The organism is Sediminibacillus terrae (genome assembly GCF_009602435.1).
In the GTDB taxonomy this organism is placed as follows: domain Bacteria; phylum Bacillota; class Bacilli; order Bacillales; family Amphibacillaceae; genus Sediminibacillus; species Sediminibacillus terrae.
In genome coordinates this window covers 267,707-280,356 of the sequence record NZ_VZDQ01000025.1, presented here as the reverse complement: position 1 = coordinate 280,356, position 12,650 = coordinate 267,707, and the positions used below count along the sequence as shown (strand labels likewise).

Sequence of the window (12,650 nt, the reverse complement as noted above, 5' to 3'; positions counted from 1 at the left end):
CCTGCGGGTCCTTTGGTATCCCGTCACAAATAAAAAGAAGCAGATGACTGCGTGCCTGCACTCACGACAGTCGTCTGCTTCGTTATTAATTGACGCTGTTTTCTACGTCTTTCTCTTTCAAAGCCTTGCGGAGAAAGTCGGTAAGCTGTTCGCTCATTTCTTCATCCTGTAACGCCATTTCGATGGTGCTTTTGATGAAACCGAATTTTTCCCCGACATCATATCGTTTTCCTTCAAAATTATAGGCGAATACACGCTGAATAGTGTTCAGATGTTGAATCGCGTCAGTAAGCTGGATTTCACCGCCAGCACCTTTTTCTTGCTTATCAAGGTACATGAAAATTTCCGGTGTCAGGATGTAACGGCCCATGATTGCCAAGTTGGATGGCGCAGACCCTTGAGGCGGCTTCTCCACAAAATCGGAAACTTCATACAGGCGACCGTTCTCGCTGGAAGGATCGATGATGCCGTAACGCTGTGTCTCATCATCCGGTACGGATTGCACGCCGATTACCGAAGATAACGTTTCATCGTATATGTTCATCAGCTGCTTCAAACAAGGGACATCCGATTGCACGATGTCATCACCCAGCAAGACAGCAAACGGTTCATTTCCGATGAACTTCCGTGCGCTCCACACTGCGTGCCCAAGCCCTTGTGGTTCTTTCTGGCGGATATAGTGAATGTCGACTTTTGCAGGCTGTTTGATTTTTTCCAGTAAGTCATATTTTTCTTTTCTTCTCAAGTTTTCTTCCAGCTCAAAGGAATAGTCGAAATGATCCTCAATTGCGCGCTTCCCTTTACCGGTAACAATGATAATGTCTTCGATGCCTGCTTCCACCGCTTCTTCCACAATGTATTGAATCGTCGGTTTGTCCACGATTGGAAGCATTTCTTTCGGCATTGCCTTCGTTGCAGGTAAAAATCTTGTTCCCAGCCCTGCAGCTGGAATGATCGCTTTTTTGATTTTGCTCATTTTATCTCACCCTTTTACTGATTTTTTGTCCGTACCATGATTCGTAAAGGAAAAAGCCCTTCCCGGCTTATGCCTGGGAAAGCTTCTTCTTTTGTTCATCTTATCCATTTCTATTATAACAGAAGGTAAATTTTTTCATAAATTCATTTTGCTTCAGTCAATTCCCAAATCATGCAGAATATCGCTCGCCCAGCGGTCGACGTCGTGTTCAAACACGTGATCTCGCATGGTGCTCATCCGGCGTTTCTGCTCCTCTTCCGATGCATCCCATGCCTCTTTGACCACTTCTTTCATGCCATCGATGTCATGCGGATTGCATAACCACGCGTCTTTCAGTTCCTGGGCAGCACCGGCGAATTCACTTAAAATCAGGTTCCCATTACCGAATATGCGGGAAGCGACGTATTCCTTACATACGAGATTCATCCCGTCACGGATCGGCGTTACCATCATCAGATCGGCGATACGGAACAATGCCGCCAATTCTGTCCGGTTCAAGGAACGAGGGATATAGTCGACGGCCGGTAGTCCGAATCGGCCAAACTCGCCGTTGATGCCACCGACCTCTCTCTCCACTTCTTCGCGGAGTTTGGCATAACTTTCAACTCGTTCACGAGATGGCGGTGCCACTTGGACGAGCACCACTTCCTCCGGGTCCAGCATGCCATCAGCAAGCATTTCGCGGTAGACCTTCAATCGTCGATCGATGCCTTTGGTATAGTCCAAGCGGTCTACGCCAAGGATGATGCGTCGGTTGCCCAGCTCGCTTAGGTACCGATGAATCAATTTTTCCACCTCGGCACTGCGAGCCAGTCTGTCATATTCCTTACTGCTTATCGAGATAGGATAGTCGTCGACTTTGACTTTCCGGCCGTCTTTGGCCACCACCGTATTTTCCGTCGGCGATAGTCCGAGGAAGTCACGAGTCAAGTCCAGGAAGTTACGTGCCGCTCCTTGTACTTGGAAGCCAATCAAATCTGCTCCGAGCAGTCCCTCGACCACTCTTCGTCTCCATGGAAGTTGGGAGAACAGTTCCTTTGGCGGGAAGGGGATATGCAGAAAAAAGCCGATTCGAACGTCCGGCCGCAATTCCCTTAGCATTTGCGGGACAAGCTGCAGCTGATAATCCTGGATAAACACTGTTCCGCCCTCTGCCGCTTCTTTGGCAGCAGCATCGGCAAAACGCTGGTTTACTTCTACGTATTTATCCCACCAGCTTCGATCAAACTTCGGCGTCACCATGGCATCGTGGTAAAGCGGCCAAAGCGTCGCATTGGAAAAACCTTCGTAATACTCTTCCACGTCCTCTTGTGTCAGTTCGATCGGCACGATTTTCATGCCATCTTCTCTGAATGGCGCTGGGGGTTCACTGGTGCCGCCCGCCCAGCCAATCCAGGCACCTTCTCTCTTCTTCAACATTGGTTCCAATGCTGTAACAAGTCCGCCTGGCGACCTTTTCCATTGGACATTTCCATTTTCATCTGTATAACTATCTACCGGGAGCCGGTTGGCGAGCACAAGAAATGTCGAACCCTCCTGCTCCTTTTTATCGGCTTTGTGTTGTTGTTTGTTTTGATTTGTTTCAGCGTTATTTTCCTGATATGTGCCAGTATTTCTATTAATTTTTATAGATTTATTATCATATGTCGGATTTCCTGTTTGTACTTCTTGTTTGGTAATCGCGGATGAACCTTCTGGCGACCCTTTCTCTACGTTTTTCACTGGTTTCATTTGCCATCCTCCTTAATATTGTCAGAAAAATAACTGGTAACCAATAGATACCCATTCTTTTTCCGGGTAAAACAAGTTTTATTTTGGCTGGACTGGCAAGATCTTCTTTGCAGGGTGAAATTGAGGCGAAAGTCCGAGAATGAAGATAATGCGCGGAGAATTTTTGCTGGTCTAAAGGCATATAAAAGAAGAACTTGAAGTCTGAATTGTATATAGTAAGTCACATTATAGATGAATTGTTAAAAAATTGTTACAGTTTTGGAAGGTAATCTGACAACAGTTTCTGCAGTCGGCCATTTCTTCATGTCAGATTGCCAGCAAAAATTCACAATTGGAAAACCACAAGGATACTGTAGTTATCTTAAGCAATATTATGGTAGAATATTGTTGAAAGCTGTCCGGACGCCGGACTGCTATTTAAGTAAATTAGGAGAGTTTATCATGACTGAAATGAATGATAAAAGATTGGAATATAGAAAAAAAAGGCGTAAACGCAAAAAGAGAAGACGTTTTCTCGTCATCTTTTTATTGCTTATACTCGCCATCGGGGGTTATTCCTTCTACCAATGGTATCAAGCCAAGTCGACTGCCGAAGAGAAGCAGCCAAAGGAAGAGATCGAATTTCACGGAGCAGAAGAAACTGCCGACAATTTTAATGTGCTGATGATGGGGGACGATTCCCGTGGAGATGAGCCAGCGCGGACGGATACGATTATGATCGCCCATTATGATTCCAGTTCGAAGCGTCCGAAAATCGTCTCGATTATGCGGGACACTTATGTTGAAATACCAGGTCACGGCTATAACAAAATCAATGCAGCTTATGCGATTGGTGGTCCTGACTTACTGCGCGAAACCATCAGCCATAATTTCGGAGTGGATTTGCACTACTATGCCATTGTCGGTTTTGAAGGGTTTGTCGATGTGGTCAATACAATTGCCCCAGACGGAATCGAAGCAACGGTTACACCGGAAATGACCCAGGACAAAAAAGCACTCGGGGTTCAGCTGGAAGAAGGAACGCAGAAACTGAATGGAGAAGAATTACTGGCTTATGCGCGCTTTCGTCACGACAGCCAGAGTGATTTCGGCCGGGTACAGCGCCAGCAAGAAGTCATCCAGAAGCTTACCGACAAGGTGAAAAGCGTCTCGACGGTCACCAAACTGCCTGAATTGGTCGGATATGCTCAAGGGTATATCGACACCAATGTCCGCACCGGTTTGATTACCAGCATGGCAAAAGATGTGGTGTTGGGGAACACGAAGGACTTTGAAACATTGAGAATTCCTGAGGACGGTTCCTATGAAAACGTGAGATATGAAGGAGTAGGACTGGCATTATCGATTGATATGGAACACAACGCAGCCTTGATGCAGGACTTTTTACAAGATGAATAATGACCAAAAGCAGGACGCCAGACCAGGCATCCTGCTTTTTCTTTTGTTTGGAGAGTTTATTCGTGCTGGGTGCCCTTATCTCTCAAGTGCTTTTGCTTACCGAGCGGCGGGCAAGGTGCTTCCGTCTTTTATCAATCCTCGTCTTTTACGTCAATATCTTCCGGCAAGGGTTCAGCAAGGTATTCCTGGATCATCTGCTTATACTTCTCTACTTCTTCCAGATGGGAAACAAACTGTTCCTTGTTGATCAGATACTGCTCGCCATCATGGATGGCCCGGATACGATTGTGCAAAATCAGTGTTTCAATCACCGATTCTTTCATGGACAAATATTCAGCCGTTTCTTTCACCGTCAAATACACTGCATCACCCTCTTTTCTTCTGAATTTCCGCCCCCTCCGGCTGGATCCCTTTTCCTATTCAAATAGATGTTCCCTTCTATTGTGGCAAAAACCAGCATGGATTACCAGCCGTTATCCCATGGGAACAACTCTAGTTTTATACTGACTCGATCCCCCAGTTCTTAAACAAGCCACCCCCACGATATATTGTAAATAAGCAAGCAACCAGAACCGGGGTCAGTCCCCACAACCAGATTCTACCGGACCGTACCCAGGGGGGACTGCAGGGGGGACTGACCCTCACAGCGGTATTTTCCACCATTTCGAGAAGCGGAATCACTCTTCAAGGCCGCCCCAAAGCGAAATTGCAACTTTGAGGGTCAGTCCCCAAACAGGAACGAACTGAAAACATCGGATTGGGGACTGACCCCTTACCTGGACCCCTTACCTAACTCTCTGCTTCTTATTCTGTCTCTATCCATCAAGCTGAAGAAAGGAGGGGGATTATTGAGAGGGATGGATTGGCAGCTGGTGCTATTTGTGGGTACTTCTTTGGTGCAGGAATATTGGCTGTATTTCGGCCTGCCCCGGGTTTATTTTTGGGATGTCGAGAGGGAGCTTTATCGTAATACAGAGGTTCCTGAGGATGATGATCATCGTGCGGCATAGCTCCTGTCAATGAACAAAAAAAGCAGCCCGGTGCATGAGATTTCCCTTGCACCGGGCTGCTCCTTCTTTAAGCATTTGTGGTTAGCTTGCTTTAAAATAACGCTCGCCTACGATTTCACTGAATTCCTCCACATTTGTCCTTAACAGCATTTTTTCAATTATTCTGCCGTTTTCAATGGTAAGAACAGCAGGAAAGTCAGTTATCCCATAATTTTTAATCACCGTTTCTGATGTTACCAGGTGGATTTGCTCAGAAAGGTGAGCTGAATTCTGCACCATTTCTTCTTTAGAAAAAATAAAGACATCAATACCAAGTGTCGTTTGTTCTTTTATATAGGAAAGTATTTCTTTACATTTAGAACAAGACGGCTGCAAAAACAGGAGGACTGCATTCTTGTCCGCTCTTAACGTCACAATGGCATTTCTGTGATCGTACTCACGAAATGCAGGGGCAACGTCCCCTTCTGTCACGTTGCTCCCCCGTAACTTGATGTTCATATTCGCTTCTAGCTGATTCAACTTTGTTATATAAGAACCTACCAATCTCGCCAGCAGAAAAATGATTGCCATCTGAATAATCATAAACGTCCAAAGCAACAATTCATTAAAGTTGGCCATGTGCATCATCTCCAGTTAAGGATTTGTACTCACCATTCATATCTCCTATTTTCGAAAGAGTCGCAAGCATCAACAGGATAACGAAGCTGATCAGCAATGAAAGGAATAGTCCATATAAATCATGGAAAGGGAAGAATGTATGGTTGAACGTGGTAACGACCATTCCAATCAACGCAACATTCCTCAGAATCAAAAGGTATGACATTCTATGGTTTCCCAGTATGCCTCCACATCCGCAATCCATCTCTGTATTTCGTTCGATCAGGTTATTAAGCACTGCAATCGAATAGATCACTAACAGGATAACTGCCAAAACCAACCCTGCCCTTCTTTGTATAGAAAACAGCAGCGACATACTAACGAAAGCTTCTCCGATCACCGCCGCCATGGCGGCGCTTTTAGCAATCATCCCATTCCGCTTAATAATTGTTTGAACCTTGGTGCCGAAAGATTTGAAAGCGACGATTTTTGATGCAGCGGTAGAAATAAACACCAATATCAATGTCCATGTAAAAGCAGAAGTCAGAAGTTCCATTCAACCACTCCCTCTCAGGCCCGTTTCCGTTTGATACCATTGCGCCTGGGTGTTATACATATCGTAATAGCTTCCCTTCACTTGCATGAGTTCTTCATGTGTGCCAAGCTCCTTGATTCGTCCTTTTCCCATCACCAGAATCCTGTCAGCAAACCTGGCAGCGGACATTCGATGTGAAATGTACAATACTGTTTTATCTCTCGTAATCTGTTGAAATTGATTATAAATTTCCAGTTCGGATATCGGGTCTAGCGATGCGGTCGGTTCATCCAGTACAATGACTTGGCTGTCCCTGTAAAGCGCACGCGCTATGGCCATTTTCTGCCACTGTCCGCCTGAAAGCTCTTCTCCCTGTGTCAAAAATCTGCCCAACTGGGTATCATAACCTTCCTCGAACTCTTCGATAAACTTACCTGCACCGCTCAATCTGGCTGCCTGCTTCATTTTTTGCTCATTTATTTGGTCCAACTCTTTCCCGACAGCAATGTTTTCACTAGCTCGAAAAGAATACCGGATAAAGTCCTGGAAGATGACCGTTGTGTTTTTATGTAATTCTTTTTCACTCATTTTCGTCATGTCGATTCCATCATAGAGAATCAAACCTTTGGTCGGCTGATAAAGTCCAAAAAGCAGATTGACCAATGTTGTTTTCCCTGAGCCGTTTTCTCCCACGATTGCAATTTTTTCCCCTTGTTTTATCGTGAAGGAAATATTTTCAAGCGTATCATTGTTTGCATTTGGATACCGGTAGGATACATTTTCGAACCGGATTCCTTTTTCCAAAGCAGCCGGGAAAGGCAATGTTCCGGAATGGTGGCCGATACTGCTTTCCTCGAAATCAAGAAATTCGAAATAATCACGGATATAAAAACTGTCTTCATAAAGGCGGGCCAAATTATTGGAAATTTGCCCGATTGCTTCCTGGGTCCCCTGTACTGCCTGTCCAATCGCCACAAACTCGCCGATCTTGACCGTCGTCGTTCTGATAAGCCATATAATCACGAGGGCTGCCCCTGCATACATCAGTGCAGTCAATGAATCCAGCCCTATTTCTGCATATTGTTGTTTCTTGATCAAAGCTAATTTTTCACTTGCATTTTTATGGTATTTTTTCGACCATCTGCCGAGTAAGTAGTCGGCAATCCCAAACAGCCTTGTCTCTTTTGCAGCCTGCTTGTTGTTCATCAAATATTCAATATAGTTGATTTCTCTGGCGGCAGGGGTTTGCATGAACATCAGCCAAAAGTTCTTCCTGCCGTAAATTGCCTGGACGATAAATATCGGAATTGCTCCAAACACGCTGATGACAACCAATATCCAGTGAATCGTAAACAAAAAAACAAGAAAGGATACAATCTTGATAGCCGCCTCACCGATATTCAGGAGGTTCCTCAACGGAGTTAAAAACTTTGCCCCAGGACTGCCGGTAACCCGCTCCAAATGATTGTAAAACTCCGGAATATCGTAAAAAGAATATGGAGCAGCCATCGCTTTCCGGGAACTCAACGCTTTTAAATCATGTTCTAAAACAATTTGCACCTTGTCATCCATGAAACTCTTCAAACCGTCCATTATCGAACTAAGCAACATAATGGAAAATTGAATGGACAACAATATGAAAGCACCGCTAAAGTCTGCGCTTTCCTGTTGGATGATTACCGCCACAGTGTTGATCAACTCTTTCATCACCCAAACAAGTGCTACAGGCGCCAAACCACTGACAATGGCAAATATAATGGAACATATCACCCATAGCTTCGCTCTCTCCCAAACAAAGCCAATGGCTCTCAGCATGCTTTTAAAATTCATGGTATTCGCCTCACTGCTTCTGATTGTTATAGTCTACGCCAACCCTGGATACCACTCCCTGTTCATCATAGCTAATAAAAGCAGGTGTAAAGGTGAGTTTCATTTTATTAAAATGTTCCTTATTCAACCGGTTCAACCTGATCACGTCCTTGTATTTATCCACAAACCTTTCTGTTTCCCCCGACGAAGTCTCGTTCACATACAAAGACAGGTTAGCAGGATAATTATCTGCATGCTCGATAATCTCCTCGAGCACTAAGTGACACGGTGGACAAGAGGGAGATAAAACAACAACACATCCCTTTTCTCCAGGCTCTGCCGGAACGGTGTCGATATAGTCCGTCAGTTTTTCTCCTTCTAAGATGCTTCCTTTGAAAGAATCATGTTTTGCACTTTCCGCGTGAAGCTGTCGAAAGCTTCGCAAAATCTGTATCAGGATGATGAGGGCAAACACAAACCAAAGCAGCATTATTCCGTATTCCACTGGTCATCCCCCCTTTAATTGAAAGAGGAGAAGGCGGCAGCCTCCTCCTGGATATTAACATCCGCAATGCTTAAATACGGGTTTTCCTCCAATTTCCACATAAGTACCTTGATAAGGGGAAGAACAGCGGTAATCACTCAGGCAGTAAACCGGAACTCTTTCAGGGCCTCCAGGAGATTTTACACCAATTAATTTCGAGAATAATTTTGACATAATAACCACTCCTTCTACTATTTTTGAGAATATTCTCATAATTATCGTAGCATGACTCGTCCCGGAAAGGTATTGAGAAATAAATGTGAAGAAGTCCCCTGTTATAGAGTGCTTTCTCTTTCCTTTTTCTCAACTTTTTATGATCGGAGAAACGCAATAACTGGAAAAAGAAGAAAAATTTATTGTATTGAGAAAGTTTTGAAAATATAATTGGAATAATAGTACTTTTTGACATTATATTTCTCAATACAATGTTTAGGAGGAACTTGTTATGATTGGAGATAAGATTAACTATTATCGAAGACAGCGCAAAATGACGCAAGAGGATTTGGCACAAGGGATATGTTCTATTTCCTATCTAAGCAAAGTTGAGAACAATAAGATGGAACCCAGCGAGGAGATTCTCTCCCTTCTGTTAAGAAGGCTGGATATTGATATCCCTCTCGAAAACAAGCAAACATTAAGAGTGCTGACGGAGGCAATCTTTCATTGGTATGAGGTTCTTCGGGAACAAGACATGAAAGCAGCCGATAATCAATATGCCGGGTTAAAGTCAAAAGTTAAAAACTCTACCAATATAGAAATCAAACTAACATTTGCAGTAGTTGAATTCCGATATTTTTTGTTGAAGCAAGATTTTAAACAAGCACAAAATCTAGCGGAGTTCTTACACCAATATCAGGATGACCTTCCCCCAAAGCTGGCCTATTACTACCATTCTTTCAACAGCATTTACTTCTATCTTCAACATGACTACCCACAGGCATTAAAGTTTTGTAATAAAGCAATTGATTTAGGCAACCTTATTGCAGAAAAAATAGAACCAGAGGTTTATTACCAGGCCGCCTTGATTTACAGCCGGCTTGCCAAAACGCCTCTCGCCATGTCACTGGCCGAAAAAGCACTCTACTCATTCACGGAGACAGGTAATATTAAAAAATGCATAAGCTGTCAAATTATTATCGGAGTTTGTTTAAACCGGCTGGAGCAGCCAGAAGAAGCAAGAATCAAGTTCACAAAAGCCCTTCATTTGGCTAGAGAGCTCAATTTCATAACCGCCCAGGCTTATCTTTATCATAACATCGGAATGTTACATAGCAGCTTACATAATAAACCAGCGGCAATCGACTGCTTTTCCACTAGTTACGAAATTAAAATTAATCATCACATAAAAAGTTATCTTAATACTGTTTACCATCTAGCCCAAGAATTTTCCTCTATGCAGGAAAACGATCGAGCCCTTGAATGGATAGCAAAAGGATTGTCCAACTGCGAGAAGTTGCCTGCCGATCGCAAGGATTTCTTAATGCTTTGCATTTTAAAGTACCAAATTCTTGGTGACGTGGAGCAATTGGTACATTTTATCCACAATGAGGCCATTCCTTTCTTTAAAAAAAGTAATCTATGGTTGCAGGAATGCGAATGTAATGAAATTCTCGGCGATTTCTATTCAAAAGCACATCATTACAAAAAATCCAGTTATTATTTTTCTGAGTCGAACAGGCTCAGGAAAATGAATACAATATAACTTCAAGGAGGATGTAATAATGAAGAAAAAATTAGTCATTTTATTTTGCACTGCGATGATGGTACTGCCGATCATGCTTATGGAAGAGGATTTGCCAGATCCGATCGTCCCCCCTTCCCAACTGGATGTTCAATAAAAAGTAACCCACATCAAGTCTGACGCTCAGGAGGTATTATGAAAAAAATTCTGCTATTCTTACTATTACCACTCGCGCTGATTGCTGCCTGCTCGAATGCAGATTCAGAAGAAAACTATTCCGTGGAAGACGCCCGGAAAAACGATGATGTGATCGCCCAGCATCAAGCCAACAGCTTTCAAGAAATTGCCCAAGGTGCGGTCGAAGTCGAAAATGCCGACAAGCTGGTGCAACTGATGAACAATGTGGAAGAAAACAAGGAAGACGAACTGACAATTTCTGTATTTGATCTCGACGGCAGCCACTACGAAAATAAAATTTCCTATGATGGAGAAACAATCACCTTTGAAAATAACTATGGCAATTATGAGCAATCCCCTGCTGGTACATACGAATGCTCCTACATATCCCAACGGGGCCCTATCGTCTATCTAAGTTCATGTACTGCGGAGGATGGAACAGAACTATCTACGATGATCGGGTTTGTCGGAACAGAGGAAGCATTTCGCGAAGCGCAAAACTAAAAAGTACACTAAAAAAGGAACAGTGACGGCCTGCCGCCGACTGTTCCTTTCTCGTTACGCTACTATTATTCGCACTCCATGAAACGACCGATCATTTGTTGTCAACCATATTTTTCAACTCACCACTAAGCTTATTGATCTCTGCCACGGCGTCATTGATCGCGGCAATCAACTCATGTTCATTTTCCAGAGTCGAAACGATTTCCTGGGTGGACGCCGCATTTTCTTCCGAGATATTTGCCACATTTTCGATTTGGGTCTGAATCTGAGCAAAATTGTCCGTAGCCGACTTGATCTCATCCATACCCAAGGAAAGCTGTTCATTCGTCCCTTGGAATGAATCCTTCATTTCCTCGAAAAACTGGGAAACTTCGCTTAACAGCTTTTGTCCTTCGACAACCGCCGACTCGCCCTGGCTCGATTTCTCCTGGGCTTCCTGTGATTTATGGAAAAGCGTATTGGTTACTTCGGTAATATCCACGGTAATGCTCGCACTCTGCTCCGCCAGCTTACGCACTTCATCTGCAACAACCGCGAATCCTTTCCCCTGCTCTCCGGCCCTAGCCGACTCAATAGCGGCGTTCAATGCCAGCAGATTCGTTTGATCGGCAATTTGCTTGATGCCCTCCAACAGGGAGTTGACAGTTTCCAGGCTCGACTGAAGATCTGAAACCGTTACAGTCGTCGTCCCAATTGCTGCATTCACTGTCGTAAAGTGTTCTGTCACCTGGTTGATTTTATCCCAGCCGTCTTGCACTTTGTCATTCATGACACCTGACTGGTCTGCTATCTGTTGAGAAATGGCGATCGTCTGATTGGTTTTCTGCAGGGAACTTCCCATCGATTCACTAACCATCGAAACGCTGTTCGCTTCTTCCTGGATTCCGGCGGCCATTTGCTGGACCGAGTCCAAAATATGATGACTGGAATCATATATGGTAGAAATATTGGTATTAAAATGACTGATATTGCTCTCCAATGTTGTGGTTCCTTCTTCTATCGATCGAAACGTTTCTTCCAGTTTCCCTATCAACTGCTTTGCTTCCAGTTCCTTTTCATAGGACGCATTGATCAGCTCACGACCCCAGTTGGTCAACAAATAAAGTGCAGCCAAGACCCCATTGACCAAAACAAAAACAGTGATGAATCCTTTGAAATTATCATCTACGTTCAGCAACTCGGCAGAATTGAACAAATATGTCACCACTAGTCCGATGTCGACTACAATTCCGAACACAAGGATCAATTCTTTTTTAAAATAAAGTGCAATCATGGCAATCGATAATAATAATAAATAGTGTTTATTCAACGCATAGCCGTCTGTGAAGAAAAGTGCGATGACAACCAAGTAAGGCAGCAACGCAAAAATAAACCCTTTCCAGTATGTACGAATCGGCAAAAAGTAGTTACCCACCGAAAGCAAAATGACGAGTGCCCCCGCGATGATAATGCCCATCGCATCACTAAGCCCGCGCTCGATGACAATCGGGATGACTAACAGAAAAACGACAAGTAACAGCAACACCAAGTTGACTTTATGTACCCGCTGCGTATTATAGCTATCATGCTGTTCCATACAATCTCCCTCTCCCCTATCAATCTGTTATTAAAGAATATTTTTCCGTAGTTTCCATCGTAATACATTTTACCTACAAAAGGAATACTATTTGATAAAATATTCTCATTTT

Annotated in this window: 13 protein-coding genes; 4 read left to right on the top strand and 9 right to left on the bottom strand. The window is 43.7% G+C overall.

What is annotated here, in order from left to right:
* Window positions 1-85 precede the first annotated feature (85 nt).
* Together galU and F6X55_RS14720 are read right to left on the bottom strand one after the other, a co-directional pair.
* Window positions 86-976 carry a UTP--glucose-1-phosphate uridylyltransferase GalU gene (gene galU, locus F6X55_RS14725; RefSeq protein ID WP_026569299.1) on the bottom strand — a complete coding sequence of 297 codons (891 nt, stop codon included), beginning with the start codon at window positions 974-976 and terminating at the stop codon, window positions 86-88.
* A gap of 153 nt (window positions 977-1,129) precedes the next feature.
* Window positions 1,130-2,707: an alpha,alpha-trehalose-phosphate synthase (UDP-forming) gene (locus F6X55_RS14720; protein WP_081704442.1), complete on the bottom strand. Its 1,578-nt coding sequence runs from the start codon at window positions 2,705-2,707 to the stop codon at window positions 1,130-1,132.
* A 441-nt stretch (window positions 2,708-3,148) separates the two neighbouring features.
* Between F6X55_RS14720 and F6X55_RS14715 the strand changes: the two genes are divergently transcribed.
* Window positions 3,149-4,105 carry an LCP family protein gene (locus F6X55_RS14715; RefSeq protein WP_026569297.1) on the top strand — a complete coding sequence of 319 codons (957 nt, stop codon included), beginning with the start codon at window positions 3,149-3,151 and terminating at the stop codon, window positions 4,103-4,105.
* Window positions 4,106-4,236: 131 nt separating this feature from the next.
* Here the strand turns inward: F6X55_RS14715 and F6X55_RS14710 are convergent, their stop codons facing one another.
* Window positions 4,237-4,467: an excisionase family DNA-binding protein gene (locus F6X55_RS14710; protein ID WP_026569296.1), complete on the bottom strand. Its 231-nt coding sequence runs from the start codon at window positions 4,465-4,467 to the stop codon at window positions 4,237-4,239.
* Window positions 4,468-4,953: 486 nt separating this feature from the next.
* Here F6X55_RS14710 and F6X55_RS20105 point away from each other — a divergent pair, with 486 nt between their 5' ends.
* Window positions 4,954-5,115: a hypothetical protein gene (locus F6X55_RS20105; RefSeq protein WP_162832879.1), complete on the top strand. Its 162-nt coding sequence runs from the start codon at window positions 4,954-4,956 to the stop codon at window positions 5,113-5,115.
* Between the two features lie 81 nt (window positions 5,116-5,196).
* On the opposite strand, the gene F6X55_RS14705 is transcribed toward F6X55_RS20105, so the two are convergent.
* Genes F6X55_RS14705 through F6X55_RS14685 form a run of 5 tightly spaced genes read right to left on the bottom strand, consistent with a single transcriptional unit; the run spans window position 5,197 to window position 8,774 of the window.
* Complete coding sequence (locus F6X55_RS14705) at window positions 5,197-5,733, bottom strand: thioredoxin domain-containing protein (RefSeq protein WP_026569295.1); 537 nt, start codon at window positions 5,731-5,733, stop codon at window positions 5,197-5,199.
* Complete coding sequence (locus tag F6X55_RS14700) at window positions 5,720-6,268, bottom strand: MauE/DoxX family redox-associated membrane protein (protein ID WP_153464467.1); 549 nt, start codon at window positions 6,266-6,268, stop codon at window positions 5,720-5,722. The genes F6X55_RS14705 and F6X55_RS14700 overlap by 14 nt, the downstream gene beginning before the upstream one ends.
* Window positions 6,269-8,077, bottom strand: coding sequence for an ABC transporter ATP-binding protein (locus tag F6X55_RS14695; protein WP_153464465.1), 1,809 nt, complete (start codon window positions 8,075-8,077; stop codon window positions 6,269-6,271).
* A gap of 10 nt (window positions 8,078-8,087) precedes the next feature.
* The gene (locus F6X55_RS14690; RefSeq protein WP_153464463.1) at window positions 8,088-8,561 is read right to left on the bottom strand and encodes a thioredoxin domain-containing protein; all 474 of its coding nucleotides are present in this window, start codon (window positions 8,559-8,561) and stop codon (window positions 8,088-8,090) included.
* 54 nt (window positions 8,562-8,615) lie between these two features.
* Window positions 8,616-8,774 (bottom strand): hypothetical protein, encoded by a 159-nt coding sequence (locus tag F6X55_RS14685; protein ID WP_153464460.1) that lies wholly within the window; start codon window positions 8,772-8,774, stop codon window positions 8,616-8,618.
* A gap of 271 nt (window positions 8,775-9,045) precedes the next feature.
* On the opposite strand from F6X55_RS14685, the gene F6X55_RS14680 reads away from it, so the two are divergent.
* Both F6X55_RS14680 and F6X55_RS14675 read left to right on the top strand, forming a co-directional pair.
* Window positions 9,046-10,302, top strand: a complete 1,257-nt coding sequence (locus F6X55_RS14680; RefSeq protein ID WP_153464457.1) for a helix-turn-helix domain-containing protein — start codon at window positions 9,046-9,048, stop codon at window positions 10,300-10,302.
* Window positions 10,303-10,476: 174 nt separating this feature from the next.
* Window positions 10,477-10,962 carry a hypothetical protein gene (locus tag F6X55_RS14675; protein WP_153464456.1) on the top strand — a complete coding sequence of 162 codons (486 nt, stop codon included), beginning with the start codon at window positions 10,477-10,479 and terminating at the stop codon, window positions 10,960-10,962.
* Window positions 10,963-11,053: 91 nt separating this feature from the next.
* On the opposite strand, the gene F6X55_RS14670 is transcribed toward F6X55_RS14675, so the two are convergent.
* Window positions 11,054-12,538 carry a methyl-accepting chemotaxis protein gene (locus F6X55_RS14670; RefSeq protein ID WP_153464454.1) on the bottom strand — a complete coding sequence of 495 codons (1,485 nt, stop codon included), beginning with the start codon at window positions 12,536-12,538 and terminating at the stop codon, window positions 11,054-11,056.
* Window positions 12,539-12,650: the final 112 nt, after the last annotated feature.

Excerpts from the sequence above, each read along its gene's own strand:
- F6X55_RS14705 (WP_026569295.1), bottom strand. The coding sequence starts at position 5,733 with ATGGCCAACTTTAATGAATTGTTGCTTTGGACGTTTATGATTATTCAG.
- galU (WP_026569299.1), bottom strand. The coding sequence starts at position 976 with ATGAGCAAAATCAAAAAAGCGATCATTCCAGCTGCAGGGCTGGGAACA.
- F6X55_RS14700 (WP_153464467.1), bottom strand. The coding sequence starts at position 6,268 with ATGGAACTTCTGACTTCTGCTTTTACATGGACATTGATATTGGTGTTT.
- F6X55_RS14675 (WP_153464456.1), top strand. The coding sequence starts at position 10,477 with ATGAAAAAAATTCTGCTATTCTTACTATTACCACTCGCGCTGATTGCT.
- F6X55_RS14720 (WP_081704442.1), bottom strand. The coding sequence starts at position 2,707 with ATGAAACCAGTGAAAAACGTAGAGAAAGGGTCGCCAGAAGGTTCATCC.
- F6X55_RS14695 (WP_153464465.1), bottom strand. The coding sequence starts at position 8,077 with ATGAATTTTAAAAGCATGCTGAGAGCCATTGGCTTTGTTTGGGAGAGA.
- F6X55_RS14670 (WP_153464454.1), bottom strand. The coding sequence starts at position 12,538 with ATGGAACAGCATGATAGCTATAATACGCAGCGGGTACATAAAGTCAAC.
- F6X55_RS14680 (WP_153464457.1), top strand. The coding sequence starts at position 9,046 with ATGATTGGAGATAAGATTAACTATTATCGAAGACAGCGCAAAATGACG.
- F6X55_RS14685 (WP_153464460.1), bottom strand. The coding sequence starts at position 8,774 with ATGTCAAAATTATTCTCGAAATTAATTGGTGTAAAATCTCCTGGAGGC.
- F6X55_RS14715 (WP_026569297.1), top strand. The coding sequence starts at position 3,149 with ATGACTGAAATGAATGATAAAAGATTGGAATATAGAAAAAAAAGGCGT.